Consider the following 16,170-nt stretch of genomic DNA (forward strand, 5'->3'; position numbering starts at 1 on the left):
GCTTAATCGTGCCTGTAATTGGTATAAAAGGTTAGAATTGCCTAAATTCCATTGGGAAATGATCATGACGGCATCTGGGTACCGCAATGCGTTGGCGGCATTGGTGTGGGTAATATGCACGGCTTGCGCCGCGGCGGAGCAGGGGCCAGTGCCGGCCACGTTAAAAGTCGGCTTGCAAAACGTGATTGCACCGTTTGTGATGCCGGGGCAGCAAACCGGTTTATTGGTCGATGTATTGCGCGCGGCCTTTGCAACACAGCATATTGCAGCGGATTTCAGTTATTTACCGAATGTCCGCTTTGAACAGCAATTGCGAGAAGGCAAGGTCGATGTCAGTACATTAGCGAAACCTGAATATAAGCACAAAGGGTTTCTCAGCCATTGGCCGGTTACGCATTTCCATAATATGGCCATTACCGTTCGCAGCCGTATTCCCGCCTTACACCATCTTGATGATTTAAAGGCATATCGCGTGACGGCATTTGGCAATGCCCGCAAAGTGCTGGGGCGTGAATATGACGCGGCCATGGCAAAAAATCCGGAATACCGTGAACCCGCGACAATGCCTTCCGCCAGCCTGATATTGAACCGGACCGATGTGATCATTTCGCAGCGCGATATTTTTTTGTATTACCTGAGCCAGCAAATGCCAGAGGCGCGCAGCCGCGAAGGTGAACTGGCTTTCCACGATATTATCGGGCCGGGGAATTTATATTGGCTGTCATTCCGTTCAGAACAGCAGCGGGATGCATTTGAACGCGGTATTGCGGAACTCTATGCCAGCGGTGAAATCGACCAGATTATCGCACGCTACCAAAAAGAATTCGGTACAACGCGGGATTTCTTCTTGCCGCTGGATTGTCAATTCAGGCCGGCGCAGGCGCCAAAAGCTTGCAAGGATATCGCCAGGCGCCAATAAAAAAGCCGGGCAGTGCCCGGCTTTTTTCAAGGATTAGCCACCATTAATAGGTGTAATACATGCGCTGGATTTCTTTGGTGTTATTGGTTTTCGTCAGCGCCAGCATCAGCAGAATACGGGCTTTTTGTGGATTCAGCGTATCCGATACAACGAAGTCCAGTTGATCGTCATTGGCTTCGCCATTACGGGCGACAATACCGTTACCTACGCGGGCCGAACGCACAATGATCGCGCCTTTTTTGCGGGCTTCCACCAAGCCTGGTTTGACTTGCGCCGCTACGCTGCCGTCACCGGTACCGGCATGAATAATGCCTTTATCGCCGGACGCAATAAATGCATTGAGCGCCACGGTATTCATATTGGCATAGCCGTACACGATATCGACTTGTGGCAGGGCGTCCAGTTTGCTGATATCGAATTCCGTGTCCACCGTATGTTTGCGGGTCGTCACGTGGTAGAAGTAAGGCTTGTTACCTTGCATGTAACCGAGCATGCCCAGTTCCGGCGTACGGAATGCGTCTGGCGTCGACGTATTGGATTTCGTGACGTCGCGCGCGCCATGGATCTGGTCGCCCAGTGCCACCATCACGCCCTTGCCGGCGGCATCCGGGCTGGCAGCCAGCAGCACGGCGTTATACAGGTTGATCGGGCCATCGGCCGACAGGGCGGTCGATGGGCGCATGGCGCCGACCAGCACGACTGGCTTGCGGCTTTTCACAACCAGGTTGAGGAAATAGGCGGTTTCTTCCAGCGTATCGGTACCGTGCGTAATCACAATGCCATCGACGTCGTCTTTGGACAGCAATTCATTGACGCGCTTGCCCAGTTTCAGCCAGTGGTCATTGGTCATGCTTTCGCTGGCGATCTGGAACACCTGTTCACCGGTGACGTGGGCGGCTTTTTGCAATTCCGGTACCGCGTTAATCAATTGCTGCACGCCGACGGTGGCTGCCGTGTAGCCCACGGTGGTGGTGGACGTGGCGCCGCTGCCGGCAATGGTGCCGCCCGTTGCCAGAATGGCGACATGAGCGAGTTTTTGTTGGGCTACTTCTTGCGCTTGGGCCGTGGCAAAGATAATCGTGCCGATAAATGCAGCCATCAAACGGGCCGTCTTATGTTGAAACATTGTTTCCTCCTTATGGGCGAATTGAGCCGCGATAGTAGCAAACAATGAATGCTGAAGAAATAAGGAAAAAACAGAAAATATTAAAATGCGACAAAGCCGTCCAATAACCGGAAATTGGAGAATTTAACGCGTATCAAAGTTGAGAAAAACCCTGAAAAACCAGTGAGCGGCCACGGAAAACCGTGGCCGCCACCAGATGCGCAAGCAGGAATTCAGTGCAGCTTGTGGCTCTTGTTGCGGCGGGCCGTGAACGCCAGCATGCCCAGGCCGGCTGCCAGCATGCCGTAGCTCGCTGGTTCCGGTACCGGAGCAGTCACCAGGTTCAGGTTGCCTGCATAAGAACCGCCCAAGCCATCCAGCGACGTCTGGCCGTGGATGACAAAGCCATAGTTTCCTGCGGATAGCGTGTCGGCCGGGAAGAACTCGACCGAATTGCCGGTAGTAGTATCAGTACCCAGGATGCTGCGGGAACTGTCGGCATTAACGCGGAAAAATTCGACCCCCGTTATGCCGTAGTTGAAGAGACGGCTGAGTCCCACGAGTGTCTTGCCTGCAATGGCAGTCCCGCTGGCCCAGCCCTGGCTCTCAGTGGCCACCTTGAACAGGAATTCGTCGGAATAGGCGCCCGGGTCGGCGTGTGACGCGCCGTACGTGGCATTGCCCGATCCGTCGAAGACCAGCACATCCGCAATTGCCGCCGGCGCTGACAGCACGCCGACAGACAACAGCAAGGCGGCAGCCGTGCTGAAGATGGATTTCTTCATTGTGTTACCCCTCTGGATGATCAAACATTGCCGGTAGACGGAAAACTGCAATCCCCATCACAGTTTTGTCTTTACGGCAAGTTTTCCTATCTACCAACATTGGCAATATAGCATAATGCTGAGTCCGCATTACTACATTAATGAAGTGTGTTGCAGTGCAGCGCGGCACACCAGGCACTGCCGTTAAGCCCCTATAATCGCCGCATTGCAACTTTGTCAGGCGCAGCCCGTGGATATTCATTCCGATGACTTGAAGACGTTTGTCGCCGTCATTGACAGCGGTTCACTGAGCGCCGCTGCAGCGCATCTGGCGCAAACCACGTCCGGTGTCAGCCGCGCGCTGGCCCGGCTGGAAGAAAAGCTGGGCGCCACACTGTTGACGCGTACGACGCGGCGCATGGATTTGACGGAAGAAGGGCAACTGTTGCTGGAGCATGCGCGCACCATCCTGGCGGGCATGGCAGCGGCGGAAGAAACCATCCGCATGCGGCGCCAGCAGCCGGCCGGGCGCTTGTGCGTCGATGCCGCGTCGCCGTTCATGCTGCACTGTGTGGTGCCGCACGTGGCGGAATTCCGCGCGCTGTATCCCGGCATCCGGCTGGAGCTGACCAGCAATGACCAGATTGCCGACTTGATTGAACACCGCACGGATATTGCAATACGCATCGGCGCCCTGGCGGATTCCACGCTGCATGCGCGGCCATTGACGGCCAGCCCGCTGCATATTCTCGCCAGTCCCGCTTACCTGGCACGGCACGGAACCCCCGGCACGCCGGAAGCATTGGCGCAGCATAGCCTGCTAGGGTTTGCCCAATATGAGGCGGGCAACCTGTGGCCGTTGCGCCATGCGGGTGGCAATGCACTGCCCATTACACCGGCGCTGTCCGCATCGAGCGGCGAGACCTTGCGCCAGCTCGCGCTGGCGGGGCAGGGCATTGTGTGCCTGGCCGATTTCATGACGCGCGCCGATATCGCTACCGGCCGCCTGGTGACGCTACTGGAACATTGTTCGACGGGCTACCGCCAGCAAATCCACGCAGTCTATTACCGCAATACGCAGCTGGCGCGCCGCATTTCGTGCTTCCTCGAGTTCTTGCAGCACAAGCTGTAAGAGTCCATCCGCGCTACGACAAGATCCAGTCCTACACCATTTTTTACGTTTTTGCAGCAACCGCCGCGTACAGTGTGCGTCACCGTACGGTCCCACCTTTGCCCCGGCAATACACTGATCCTGCGTGGTTGATGAATGGCGCAGCGGTCAATAAACAGCATGCGCAGCGCCGTCTCCAACCCGCAGGCTTGCCGGCCGCCTCGAGGACCGGCACCAATTCCAACGTAGCAGGCAGGTGAGGCGCCCAGCGCCGGCCAGCCAGGTTTCGATAAAAAACGGAGGCTATCATGGCACAGACTAACCACCCATCGAAGTACGTCGTACGAGAGTATCTGGAACGCCGTTCGCAGGAAGTCAAACCACCGCCCACTCCGGAAGAAATCCGCCGCCAGCTGGGCTGGGGCTTGATGATGTTCGATCAAAAAATGAATGGTGGCCGCTCCTGAAAGCCACTTGTTCCATCCCGCCCTCCAGGGCCCGCGCTGAGTCAGCTCGGGCCCTTCGTATTTCTGGCGCCTGCCGCCTGCGCCATTCCGCCGTTCGCTGAAAACTTCGCCATTCACCGGTTGCCATCCGCCATTCACCGATTCCCTGTTTCGCCGCACTAAGGCAGCCGGTATGGTTACGTCCATACCGAACACTCACTGACGGAGATGAACATGAACGACGAGGCAGCGACGCAAAACTGGCGCAAGCAAATGATCTGGGGCCTGATGATTATCGCGATGGGCGTGGCCTTCCTGCTCGATCGCACGGGCCAGTTTGACTTCGGCCACCTGTGGCACTACTGGCCGCTGCTTGTCGTTATCGCAGGCGTGTCGGACCTGGTGCCCCCGACCACGGCGAAGCTGGTGTTGAACGGCTTGTCGACCATCACGTTTGGCGCATGGTTTTACGTATCGGTCGAACACCTGTGGGGCATGGGCTTCCACAACAGCTGGCCTATCCTCATTATCATGTGGGGCGTGAAAGTGGCGCTGAAGCCGGTACTGGAAAAATACATGGGTAACAAGGAGTAAGGCATGCGCAACCTATATCGCAGCGAAAGGCGGGAACAGCGCCGCCAGGACAGGTTGCAGCGCAGGCTTGAACGCAGGCGCAACGGCGGCAGCGCCGCAGGGCAATTGGTGGTCGGGTTGGGCGTGATTGCCATCGGCATGCTGTTCTTGCTCGATAACCTGGGCATCATTGAATTTGAATATGCGTTCCAGCTGTGGCCGGTGATCTTTGTGCTGGCCGGCGCGCTGAAGGTCCAGCAAGCGACCAGCAACAGCGGCAGGGTGGCGGGCGGCATATTGATCGCGGTGGGCGCTCTGCTGCTGTTAAAAGGAATGGGCTTCATCGATATCAGTTGGCGGACGCTGGCGCCGGTACTGATGATTGCGGCAGGCTTGCTGGTCGTGTTCAAGTCGACCCGTGCGCGCAACGATACCGTCAGCAGCCTGCTGGACAAGGATGCCGGCCAGGACAGCGTGGTGCGCCTGACGGCGCTGATGGGTGGCATCGAGCGCCGTATCAATACGCAGGATTTCCGTGGCGGTGAAATCACGGCCATCATGGGCGGCTGCGAGCTGGACTTGCGCCAGGCTTCAATACAGGGACAAGCCGTGCTCAATGTGTTTGCCATGTGGGGCGGCATTGAAATCAAGGTGCCGGATGACTGGACGGTCAGCCTGGAAGGCACGCCGCTGCTGGGCGCCTTCAGTGAAAAGACCATTGCGCCGCGCGACAATGCCAAGCGGCTGATCATCCGCGGCGTGGCGCTGATGGGGGGCTGCGATGTCCGCAACTGAGGCGCACGGCTGATGCTGGCGCCAACGGGTAACCGCCGCAGCGCCGTCCTGTACCTGCTGGCATGGCTGCTGCTGGGCGTGGCGCTGGGCGGCGCGATCGCGGCAGCCTTTGATGCGCGCTGGGTCAATGCGATGATCTTCGCCATCCCCGCCACCGTGCTATATGGGGTCGGCGCCGGCTTTTCAGCGTATTACCTGTGCCGCGCGTATCCCCTGGCCGAGCGCAGCCTGGCAGGTGTCGTGACGGCGCTGGGCGCGTCGGCCGTGGTGTCGGCACTGTTGTGGAGCGCGCTGCTGGAAGGCTGGAACACGCTTGGGAGCGCGCTGAATGTGGCGTGGGCCGGCATCGATTACACGCCGTCATTGAAGGCGGTCCTGTTTGGGCTGGGCGTGCTGCTGTATGGGCTGCTGGCCGCCATCAATTACCTGGCCACGGAATCGGAGCGGGCCAGCAGCGCCCTGCAGCGTGAATTGCAATCGCGGCTGGCTGCGCGGGAAGCGGAATTGCGCATGCTGCGCACGCAGATCGACCCGCATTTCCTGTTCAACAGCCTCAATTCCATCAGTGCGCTGACGTCGCAAAACCCGAAAGGCGCGCGCGAAATGACGCTGCAGCTGGCGAGTTTTTTCCGCCTCAGCCTGGGCGTGGCGGAACATGCGGTGATCCCGCTGGCGCAGGAAATGCAGCTGATACGGCATTTCCTCGCCGTGGAAAAAGTGCGCTTTGGCGACCGCCTGCAACTGGAAGAAGCCATCGAGCCCGAAGCGGAAAGCTGCGCCGTGCCGCCGATGCTCATCCAGCCCCTCGTGGAAAACGCTGTCAAGCATGGTATCGCGGGATTGCCGGAAGGCGGGAAAATCCGTGTCGCGGCGCGCCGGGCTGGTTCACAATTGCGTATCGTGGTGGATAATGCGATGGATGCCGACGGGCCCGCGCCGCGCCGCGAAGGCAACGGCATCGGCCTGGCCAACGTGCGCCAGCGCCTGGCCGGCAGCTATGGTTCGGAAGCGGCCGTGCACTGGGGCGCGCGCGATGGCGTATTTGTGGTGGAAATGACGTTGCCTGCACAGACAGGCGAAGAAAGCAGGAAGTGACATGCGCATCATTATCGTAGACGACGAAATGCTGGCCCGCAGCGTCGTCCGGGAATACCTGGAGCCGCATCCGGACGTGGAAGTGGTGGCGGAATGCGCCAACGGTTTCGAAGCCGTGAAAGCCATTACGGAACTGGGCCCGGACCTGGCCATCCTCGACATCCAGATGCCCAAGCTCGATGGCTTTGAAGTGGCCGAACTGGTGGCAGGCAAATGCCGCATCATGTTTGCCACCGCATTTGACCAATATGCGATCAAGGCGTTTGAATACCGCGCGCTGGATTATTTGCTGAAGCCTTTCAGCCAGGAGCGGTTTGACCAGGCCATCAGCCACGTGCGCGCCACGCTGGGGCAGGGCGACGCTGCGAAGGCGCAGCAAGAGGCGACACAAGACGTGGTGCGCGAAGCCGCCCGCGATGCGGCGGCGCGCGGCAAGCCGCTGGGGCGGGTCGTGATCCGCGATGGCGCCAAGGTGCATGTGATTGCCAGTGAAAAAATCGATTACATTGAAGCGCAGGACGATTACGTGCAAATCCATACGGAAGGCAAGTCGTACCTGAAAAACCAGCGCCTGTCGGACCTCGAAGGGCAGCTCGATGCCGATAAATTCCTGCGCATCCACCGTTCCTATCTGCTGAACCTGGAATGCCTGGCGCGTATCGAACAGGCGGGCAAGGACAGCCATGTGGCAGTATTGAAGGATGGCGGCAAATTGCCGATCAGCCGTAGCGGTTATCAAAAGGTGCGCAGTGTCATTCAGTAAAACGATAAACAACAGGTTGTGGTGGATGCTGGCGGCTGCCACTGTCGCCACTGTTGCCACTGTCGCCGTTGCGGCCGAGCCGGAAACGCGCTCGCCCAATGAAGGCGAAATGCAATCGTTTGCCGCGTATTACCAGGCGCCGCCTGGCGCCGTGGCGCGCCCTGCATTTGACATCCGGCGCGGCGGCGCCGTGCATGGGTGGTCCGTCGCAGCGTGGACGGAAGACAAGCCGCAGCGGGCCGCGTGGTCGCTGTGCCTGGCGCAGCGCCATGGCCATGCATACGATGGCAAGGCGTGGCATGCGACGGGCGTGTCGCGGCGCTATGTGTGGCTGGACCGGGCCAGCGATTGCGGCGTGTCGCCGCAGCGCGTGCTGCTCGGGCATGACATGGCGGACCGCGATATAGTCACACTGCTGGAAGGGCAGGCTGCGGTGCTGCAAGGGGCCCGGCTGCTGTTTGCCGGGAATACGCAGTGCGCGCCGATGCGTGCGCTGCCATTCAAGCTGGTGGGGCTGGGGTTGGACAAGGATGGGATGGTGGTCATGACGTACCGCAGCGACCGCGAATCGGATGCACAGGTGACTGTGCGCAAGCGGGGGCGGGAACTGACTGCGTGGAACGTCAAGTGCTGACGTCCACGTGCCACCACGAAGGCAACAGCGCCCGCACTTCCGGCCGCGCAAAGCGGTCATCGATCAGATACACGGTTCCCTTGTCCGTCTCGGTACGGATCACGCGCCCCGCAGCCTGCACCACCTTTTGCATGCCCGGGTATAAATACGTGTAATCGTACCCGGCGCCAAAGATGGTTTCCATGCGCCGGCGGATTTGTTCATTGACGGGATTGAGTTGCGGCAGCCCCAGGGTGGCAATGAATGCGCCGATCAGCCGCGCGCCCGGCAAATCCACCCCTTCGCCAAACGCGCCGCCCAGTACGGCAAAGCCTATGCCGCAGCCCTCTTCGGTAAAGCGCGCAATAAAGCCTTCGCGCGCTGCTTCATCCATGCGCCGCTCCTGCAGCCACACGGGAATGTCCGGATAGCGTTCCGCAAAGGCGCGCGCCGCCTTGTCCATGTAATCAAAGCTGCTGAAGAAGGCCAGGTAATTGCCGGGCTGGCGCGCATATTGTTCGCCCATCAGCTGGCCTATGGGCGCCAGCGAACGGTCGCGGTGCTGGTAGCGCGTGGAAATGCGGCCAGCGATGTGTACGGCCAACTGGTCGGCCATGAACGGCGATTCCACATCGACCCATGCCGTTCCCGCCGGCATGCCCAGCATGTCGCAGTAATAATTCCACGGGCTGAGCGTGGCGGAAAACAGGGCGGTCGTGTGGGCTGCTTCGAAGCGGGATTGTAAAAACGGGGCAGGGACGATGTTGCGCAGGCACAGGATGGAATTGGCGCGCGTGCCGGAACCGTCCAGCGCGACGTCGAACAGCGAGTGATCGCCATGGCTTTCCGCCAGCCGCATGAAGGCCATCGCATCAAAATAGAAATGCTGTAAATCGTTATCCACGTGCGCCGGGTGTTCCGCATAAAACTCGCCGATCGCCGTGATGGCGGTTTGCAGCGCGCCCGTCAGCTTTTCCGGCAAATCCTGGTAGACCTGGTAGGCCGGTTCGGCGCACGCTTGCTGTTCCTTTTCCAGCGCGTTCCACTGCCTGTGCACGCGGTCCAGCACTTTCTTCAGCAATTCCGGTGCGGTCTTGCGCAGCATGCGCAGTTGCGCGTGTTCCAGCTCCGCGGAATACATCTTGCGCGTGCGCGACACCATGTTGTGCGCCTCGTCCACCAGCACGCTGGCTTTCCAGCTGTTTTGCACGGTCAGGCTGTACAGCATGGCGCTGATGTCGAAGTAATAGTTGTAGTCGCCCACGATGACGTCGGCCCAGCGCGCCAGTTCGCTGGCCAGGTAATATGGGCACACGTCATGCGCCAGCGCGGTCGCGCGGACAGCGTCGCGGTCCAGCATGGACACTTGCAGCGCCGCCGCGCGCGCTGCCGGCAGGCGGTCATAAAAGCCTTGCGCCAGCGGGCACGATTCGCCGTGGCACGCTTTATCCGGATGCTCGCACGCCTTGTCGCGCGCCACCAGTTCCAGCGTGCGCAGCGGAATAATTGGAATGTTTTTCGCCGGCGCCGTGCGCTCCACGCCCGTCAGCGTGGCGGCCGCATCGAGCGCCATGGCGCGGCCCGACGTTTTCGCGGCCAGGAAGAAAATCTTGTCGAGGCCATGTTCGGCCGTGGCTTTCAACAGGGGGAACAGGCTGCCCACGGTTTTGCCGATGCCAGTCGGCGCCTGCGCCAGCAAGCCGCAGCCACGCGTGCTGGCCTTATACATGGCTTCGGCCAGCTGGCGCTGGCCGGGACGGAAATCCTTGTGGGGAAAGCGCATGGCCCTCAGCGCCGCGTCGCGCGCCGTGCGGTGTGCGATTTCCTGTTCGGCCCACGCGATAAACGCGCGGCACTGCTGTTCGTAAAATGCCTGCAGCTCGCCTGCCTGCGCCTGTTCCGTGACCAGCGTTTCCTTTTGGCTGCCGATATCGAAATATACGAGCGCCAGCCGCACGTGCGGCAAGCCCCGCGCCGTGCACAGCAAGTGCCCATACACTTTCAACTGTGCCCAGTGCAGCGCCCTGTGGTTGGCAGGCATGCGGGCCAGGTCGCCCCGGTACGTTTTGACTTCTTCCAGCTGGTTCGCGGCCGGGTCGTAGCCATCGGCGCGGCCCCGCACGCGCAGCGGGCCGTACTCGCCCGACAGGCTGACTTCCTTTTCATAGCCATCGCCACGGCGCGACGCCACCACGGCATGGCCGGCGATGCCTTCCTGCGCGGTCGGCGTGGGCGTGAAGCGCAAATCCAGGTCGCCGGTCTTGGCCGTGAATTCGCACAGCGCACGCACGGCGATCGTGTAGCCTTTTATGCCGCCCATTGCAAATAACAGACAGTGATCGGCATCGCGTGCTGCGCACAATACGCAATCCAGCGCAACTGGTTGTCTTGCAGGCGGTCGCCGGGACCTTTGACTTCAATCATGTGGTAGCGGCGTTCGTCCGGCCAGAACTGGATCAAGTCCGGGAAACCGCTGCGGTTGGACTGGATGTCGGCCAGGATGCGCTCGCACCACAGTTTCAAGTGGGGTGCGGGAATGCAGGCCAGCGCCAGTTCCAGCAACGTTTCATCCAGTGCGCCCCAATACACAAACGGCGACTGGATATTGAACTTGGCGGCAAAGTTGCGGCGGATGGTGTCCGCATAGCTGCCATCGTCCAGCTGCGCCAGGCAAGCGGCAAATGGCGCGGCGCGGCGCGCGTGGAAGTCGGCCGCGTGCAAATCCGCCGGGCCATGGTGGAATGGGTGGAAAAAGGCGCCGGGAATCGGCGTGAAGATGGCGTCCCAGCACAGCAAGCCAAACAGGGAGTTGGCCAGCGCATTTTCCACGTAATACACGGGCGACGCCTCTGCCGACAAATGGTCGCGTACGACGCCTTCGACCCACCAGTCATCAGGCGGCATCGGCAACGCCAGGTCCAGCCTGACGACAGGCGCAGCGGGCGTTGCCGGCTGTTTCGGGTGGCCCAGCTTGCGGCGCAGCCTGGGCGCCATGCGCAGCAATTGCTGGCGTTCCGCATCGCTTTCCGGCGACGCCATGGCTTGTTCCAGCAAGGCATACGCGTCGGCTGGCGCTTCGCTTTTTTCCAGCACGCGGATGGCGCGGGCGCGGGCGCCGGGATACGGGCAATCGCGGTACAAGGCCAGCGCCCCCGGCCAGTCCTGCAGTTTTTCCTGCTGCTGCGCCATCTGGAATTGCAGGCGGTGGCGGCGGCTGGCCAGCCATTCATTGCCATCGTCGGGCGGCAAGTCGCGCAAGATATCCAGCGCCGGCTCGCCATGGGCAAAGCGCTCGCGGCATGCATGCAGGGCCAGGTAGGCGTCGATGTCGGCGCGCGTGCGGAAGCCGCGGGCCGAGGGCGGGAAGTCGACTTTTTCATACTGGTAGATGCCCAGGTCGGACAGCACGAATTCCGACCAGTCCTGGTGGAAATTGCCAAAGAAAACCAGCCGCAGGCGGTCGCACAGCGGCTGCATCAGCATGTGGTAGAGGGTGTCGGACGGCGCAATGCCGCCAGTCAACTCCGCCCAGCCGGACAGCGGCAATGCATCGGGGTAGCGTTCGCGCAGGGCTTCCAGCTGGTCGGCCTTGCGCGCGGTTTTGTCGGCGCCCTTGAACGCAAATAATTGCGCCAGTTCCGGCTTTTGCAGTACGGCGAATACATCGTCCAGCGCCAGCGCTGCGCCGGCGGCTATCCAGCCCAGCTCCGTCAATGGCGCGGCAGCGGCAGTGGTATTGCCGATTTCCGGATACACGAGTTTGGATGCGCGGAACAGCACGCCTTTGCGCATGGCCATGCGCACGAACAGCGCGCGCGACGGCTGCGGCAGCGCGGCAAATTGCGCGACAAAGGAGCGCTCGGCGTCATCGAGCAAGTCGTCATAGCGGGCAGCAATCCACTGCAAGACTTGCTGGAAGTTATCCAGATAATAAAACGGGTTTTCCAGTACCTTGACCATCGATGCGCGCTGCTGGCTGTATTTCTATACAGTAGTGTATCGCGGATGACAGCGGTTGGATAGGGGCGGGAAAGAGCGGCGGCAAGCGCCGCTCCGGGAAGCGTTATTGCGGATCGGTGACTTGCGCGGACGCTTTGGCGATTTGCGCTTCCACATTGGACACCGCCTGGCGGGCTGCCGTGGTCACCTGTTCATAGCCGGCAAACGCATTGTCGATGGCGGCTTTGACAATTTGCACGGCATTTTCCGAGCCGGGACGGACGTTTTTCGTCACATCGTGAATCAGCGCGGACAGCGTGGTTTTCGCTTCCGTCATGTGGGCGTCGGCCGCACGGTTGAATTCATCGCGCATTTCCGTGATGATTTCGCCCAGCTGCTGGTGGTATTCCTTGGCATTGGTCATGCCAGGCTGGACTTTGGAGGCGGCCACGGCCAGCACGGCTTTCGGGTCGCGGGCCAGGCTCAAGTCTTTGCCGGCAGCCAGCTGGTCTTCCAGGCTGGATTTTGCAGTGGCCATGTTCAATGCCACCACTTGCTCGACGCCTTGTACGGTCTTGCTGGCCAGCGTGTTGAACGTCTCCAGCTGGAATTCAAACAGGGCCTTGGTGGTGGCGGCGAATTGCTCAGGACTTGTAAACATTGGCTCTCCTCGTTTTTTAGGTGGAACAGCAAAGTCTTGTTATGAGCCCATTATTTGGCAATTGCTAATTTTTCGCAACGGCTATCTCTATAGGGACGGGGTATCTTTTCCCATCCATCGCCCAGCGGCGTTTGCGAGCAGACGCGGGCGCCGTCGATTTTGCTGACCCACCAATACCATGCGGCGGGTTCGGCTGCCAGCAGCGTGCAGGCGCCGGCCAGGAATAATGTCAGCAGGATTTTCATGCAGATGATTATAGCGGGGCGCTCGATGGCAAGAGCAAGGAAAAACGCGTGCCGGCGCCTGGCGTGCTTTCCACGGTAATGCGCCCGCCCAGCACGCCCGTGACGATGTTGTGCGCCACGTGCAAGCCCAGGCCGGAACCGCCGGCGCCCAGGCGCGTCGTAAAAAACGGGTCGAAAATGCGGGGCAAATGTTCCGGCAAGATGCCGGCGCCATCGTCTTCGAACGTCAGTTGCGCTGTATTGTCCGCCAGGCGGCGCGCGGCAATTTTAATGTGGCCGCCTGCGCGGCCTGCGAAGCCGTGCGTGATGCTGTTTTCAAACAAGACCTGGATCACCTGGCCTAACTGGCCCGGATAGCTGTCCATGTCGAAGTGGTAGGGGATGTCCTGTTCGACTTGCACTTCCGTGTGCTTGACCATCGCATGCAGGGGCAAGATCAATTCCGAGATGAAGTTATCGAGGAAGAACGTACGGCGCTGCGCACTGTCCGTATCGACTGCAATGAGCTTGAAACTTTGCACGAGGTTGGCGGCGCGGCGCAAATTGCGCACGACAATGTCGTCTGCCTCCTGCGCCTGCTGCAGGTAGGCGTCCAGTGCGGAGCGGCGCAGCATGCCTGTGTCCGTGCTGTTGCGGATGGTGCGCGTGCGTTCCACCATCGTGCTGGCCACCATCAGGCTGTTGCCGATCGGCGTATTCAATTCGTGGGCCACGCCGGCAACCAGCGCGCCCAGCGCGGCCAGCTTGTCGCGCCGCACCAGTTCATCTTGCGTCATGCGCAAGTTTTCCAGTGCTTTTTGCAATTCCGCGTTGGCTTGTTCGGCCGCATCCATGGCGCGGCGCATGTCGGCCGTGCGGGCTTCCACCAATTCTTCCAGGTGGCCGCGGTGGCGCAGCAATTCATTTTCATGGCGCATGCGGGCAATCGCGATGCCGGCCAAGTGGGTGGCCACGCCGGTCAGGCGCAAATCGTCCGGTCCAGGGCTGCGCGGTTCGCGGTAATACATGGCAAACGTGCCCAGTACCGTGTCCTGGTCCAGCAAGATCGGCATCGACCAGCAGGCCCGCAAGCCGAACTTTTCCGCTATCGCCTTGTAGGGCTGCCACAGCGGATCGGTGGTGATATCGTTGACGATGACGCCTTCTTTGCGGAACATGGCCGTGCCGCACGAACCGACGCCAGGGCCGATGGCCAGGCCATCGATGGCTGCCATATATTCCTGGGGCAGGCTCGGCGCGGAACCATGCCGCATGGTTTTGCCATCCGTATCGAGCAGCAGCGTGGAGCACAGCACGCCGGGCGACTGCGCTTCAATCAGCAGCATCAGGCTGTCCAATGTCTGCTGCAGCGGGGCGCCGCGCGCGATCATTTCCAGCAATTTGTTTTGGCCAAAGCGCAGCGCTTCGGCCAATTTATGGCCCGTCACATCGACCATGCGCATGTGGTACAGGCGCCGGCCATCCTTGTTCAGCATGACGAGGCGCAAGTCGCAGTCAATGCGGCGTCCGCTGCTGTGCTGGAACGTCATCTGGAACACTTTGACTTCACCGGCCAGTACGCGGCGCATCAAATCCTGTACGGCTTGTGCGGACGGCGTGCCGTCTGGCTGTTCGGGTGGACACAAATCTTCCAGCCGCAGTGAGCGCAATTCCGCGCTGGTGCGTCCCAATAAGCGCTCGGTGCTGGCATTGATGGCGACCGGGTGGCCGTGTTCTGCATCGAACAGCATCACGCTGTCCGGCGTGGACAGCATCATCGAGAAATAATTGACTTCCAGCGACTCGGCATCGAGCTTGGCGGAGCCGGGGCGGGTCGGCCACGCGTGGCGCACCGTCAATTCCACCAGTACTTGCTCCACGACTTCCTGGACCGATTGCGGCAATTGCAGGTAGCCGCTGGCGCCGGCTTCCAGCGCGCGCCGGTGTTCATCGTCGGTCGGGGTGGGCGACATCATCAGGACGGGCAGCTTGCCTTCGTCCGCTGCGGCCAGCAGGCGTTGCACCAGTTCAAAGCTGGCGCTGCCGGCCAGTGCTGCTTCGACCAGGACAAGGGAAATACTGCCTTCGCGCACGGCGGCCAGGGCGGCGTCGCCGCGGTTGACGACATGAACGCGGAAACCATATTCCGCCAGCGCTGATTCCAGCGCCGCGATGTCATAGGCGGCGCCTGAGACAATCAAGATGGTTTGCGGCTGAGTTGACGCCATCGAGCGGATTTCCCCGGTGAAGCAGAATGTTAGCCCAGTGTAGTACAAGGTGCTGTGCGGTAACAACACACTTGCATATGAGGATGGGGAAGGTGAGACACCAGAAAAGAAAAAAGCCTTCATCCGTACTGAACGCGGTCTTGAACGCGTTCTGACTGATGAAGGCTTTTTTGCGGAATTCTGTGGTGCCCACGGAGGGACTCGAACCCCCACACCTCGCGGCACATGGACCTGAACCATGCGCGTCTACCAATTCCGCCACGTGGGCAATGTGTTACAGAGACATCGAAATCAGCGCTGGTGCCCACGGAGGGACTCGAACCCCCACACCTCGCGGCACATGGACCTGAACCATGCGCGTCTACCAATTCCGCCACGTGGGCGCTGCTTTCTTTGTCGCTCTGTTGCGTTGTCGCTGCAACAGAGGCCCGAACTATACGGGGTTGGATGCGGGTGGTCAAGGGTATTTCGATGTTTTTCGGAAAATATTGCTTTTCTATGTTGGTGCCTGGCACCGAGGGTTTGGGAAATATTGCTTTTCCCGCCGGTGCCTGGCACTGCCAGCCAAAAGCACTATCGTGCCTTGCGCTTCCGATAGCAGGGGCGCGGAAATGAAAAAAGCCGCAGACTCGTGAAAGTCTGCGGCTTTTTTGCGGAATTCTGTGGTGCCCACGGAGGGACTCGAACCCCCACACCTCGCGGCACATGGACCTGAACCATGCGCGTCTACCAATTCCGCCACGTGGGCAATGTGTTACAGAGACATCGAAATCAGCGCTGGTGCCCACGGAGGGACTCGAACCCCCACACCTCGCGGCACATGGACCTGAACCATGCGCGTCTACCAATTCCGCCACGTGGGCGCTGCTTTCTTTGTCGCTCTGTTGCGGTGTCGCTGCAACAGAAGGCACGCATCTTAAGGGGTGTTGCGGCA

The 16,170-nt window shown here is 60.3% G+C and carries 15 protein-coding genes and 4 tRNA genes; 8 read left to right on the plus strand and 11 right to left on the minus strand.

Annotated elements, in window-relative coordinates; genetic code table 11:
• The first annotated feature begins 58 nt into the window (after positions 1-58).
• Positions 59-919 carry a substrate-binding periplasmic protein gene (locus GM668_RS20765; protein WP_229499624.1) on the plus strand — a complete coding sequence of 287 codons (861 nt, stop codon included), beginning with the start codon at positions 59-61 and terminating at the stop codon, positions 917-919.
• Between the two features lie 43 nt (positions 920-962).
• On the opposite strand, the gene GM668_RS20770 is transcribed toward GM668_RS20765, so the two are convergent.
• Both GM668_RS20770 and GM668_RS20775 read right to left on the minus strand, forming a co-directional pair.
• On the minus strand, positions 963-2,045 hold the full coding sequence (locus tag GM668_RS20770; protein ID WP_155440871.1) for a type II asparaginase: 1,083 nt from the start codon (positions 2,043-2,045) through the stop codon (positions 963-965).
• Positions 2,046-2,257: 212 nt separating this feature from the next.
• Positions 2,258-2,809, minus strand: coding sequence for an FxDxF family PEP-CTERM protein (locus tag GM668_RS20775; RefSeq protein ID WP_155440872.1), 552 nt, complete (start codon positions 2,807-2,809; stop codon positions 2,258-2,260).
• Between the two features lie 229 nt (positions 2,810-3,038).
• Between GM668_RS20775 and GM668_RS20780 the strand changes: the two genes are divergently transcribed.
• The 7 genes from GM668_RS20780 to GM668_RS20805 all read left to right on the plus strand — a co-directional run bounded on the left by GM668_RS20780 (position 3,039) and on the right by GM668_RS20805 (position 8,205).
• Positions 3,039-3,920 (plus strand): LysR substrate-binding domain-containing protein, encoded by an 882-nt coding sequence (locus tag GM668_RS20780; protein WP_170305738.1) that lies wholly within the window; start codon positions 3,039-3,041, stop codon positions 3,918-3,920.
• Positions 3,921-4,207: 287 nt separating this feature from the next.
• Positions 4,208-4,366, plus strand: a complete 159-nt coding sequence (locus GM668_RS30595; RefSeq protein ID WP_170305739.1) for a hypothetical protein — start codon at positions 4,208-4,210, stop codon at positions 4,364-4,366.
• A gap of 213 nt (positions 4,367-4,579) precedes the next feature.
• Positions 4,580-4,939, plus strand: a complete 360-nt coding sequence (locus tag GM668_RS20785) for a LiaF transmembrane domain-containing protein (RefSeq protein ID WP_155440874.1) — start codon at positions 4,580-4,582, stop codon at positions 4,937-4,939.
• A 3-nt stretch (positions 4,940-4,942) separates the two neighbouring features.
• Positions 4,943-5,713 carry a LiaI-LiaF-like domain-containing protein gene (locus GM668_RS20790; RefSeq protein ID WP_155440875.1) on the plus strand — a complete coding sequence of 257 codons (771 nt, stop codon included), beginning with the start codon at positions 4,943-4,945 and terminating at the stop codon, positions 5,711-5,713.
• A 12-nt stretch (positions 5,714-5,725) separates the two neighbouring features.
• Positions 5,726-6,808, plus strand: a complete 1,083-nt coding sequence (locus tag GM668_RS20795; RefSeq protein WP_155440876.1) for a sensor histidine kinase — start codon at positions 5,726-5,728, stop codon at positions 6,806-6,808.
• Position 6,809: 1 nt separating this feature from the next.
• Complete coding sequence (locus GM668_RS20800) at positions 6,810-7,571, plus strand: LytR/AlgR family response regulator transcription factor (RefSeq protein ID WP_155440877.1); 762 nt, start codon at positions 6,810-6,812, stop codon at positions 7,569-7,571.
• Positions 7,572-7,596: 25 nt separating this feature from the next.
• Positions 7,597-8,205 (plus strand): hypothetical protein, encoded by a 609-nt coding sequence (locus GM668_RS20805; RefSeq protein WP_155440878.1) that lies wholly within the window; start codon positions 7,597-7,599, stop codon positions 8,203-8,205.
• On the opposite strand, the gene GM668_RS20810 is transcribed toward GM668_RS20805, so the two are convergent.
• The 9 genes from GM668_RS20810 to GM668_RS20850 form a co-directional block, all read right to left on the minus strand.
• Positions 8,195-10,504 carry an ATP-dependent DNA helicase gene (locus tag GM668_RS20810; RefSeq protein ID WP_155440879.1) on the minus strand — a complete coding sequence of 770 codons (2,310 nt, stop codon included), beginning with the start codon at positions 10,502-10,504 and terminating at the stop codon, positions 8,195-8,197. The two genes, GM668_RS20805 and GM668_RS20810, sit on opposite strands and share 11 nt — an antisense overlap.
• Complete coding sequence (locus GM668_RS20815) at positions 10,492-12,144, minus strand: VRR-NUC domain-containing protein (RefSeq protein ID WP_155440880.1); 1,653 nt, start codon at positions 12,142-12,144, stop codon at positions 10,492-10,494. Before GM668_RS20815 ends, GM668_RS20810 begins: the two co-directional genes overlap by 13 nt.
• Before the next feature lie 103 nt (positions 12,145-12,247).
• Positions 12,248-12,784 (minus strand): phasin family protein, encoded by a 537-nt coding sequence (locus tag GM668_RS20820; protein ID WP_155440881.1) that lies wholly within the window; start codon positions 12,782-12,784, stop codon positions 12,248-12,250.
• A gap of 50 nt (positions 12,785-12,834) precedes the next feature.
• The gene (locus tag GM668_RS20825; protein WP_155440882.1) at positions 12,835-13,029 is read right to left on the minus strand and encodes a hypothetical protein; all 195 of its coding nucleotides are present in this window, start codon (positions 13,027-13,029) and stop codon (positions 12,835-12,837) included.
• An 8-nt stretch (positions 13,030-13,037) separates the two neighbouring features.
• Complete coding sequence (locus tag GM668_RS20830; protein ID WP_155440883.1) at positions 13,038-15,236, minus strand: ATP-binding protein; 2,199 nt, start codon at positions 15,234-15,236, stop codon at positions 13,038-13,040.
• Between the two features lie 183 nt (positions 15,237-15,419).
• Positions 15,420-15,504 (minus strand) — tRNA-Leu (locus tag GM668_RS20835).
• A gap of 30 nt (positions 15,505-15,534) precedes the next feature.
• A tRNA-Leu gene (locus GM668_RS20840) sits at positions 15,535-15,619 on the minus strand.
• 280 nt (positions 15,620-15,899) lie between these two features.
• Positions 15,900-15,984, minus strand: a tRNA-Leu gene (locus GM668_RS20845).
• A gap of 30 nt (positions 15,985-16,014) precedes the next feature.
• Positions 16,015-16,099: transfer RNA gene (locus tag GM668_RS20850), tRNA-Leu, on the minus strand.
• Positions 16,100-16,170 lie beyond the last annotated feature (71 nt).

Source organism: Pseudoduganella ginsengisoli, from assembly GCF_009720865.1.
Classification (GTDB): domain Bacteria; phylum Pseudomonadota; class Gammaproteobacteria; order Burkholderiales; family Burkholderiaceae_D; genus Rugamonas; species Rugamonas ginsengisoli.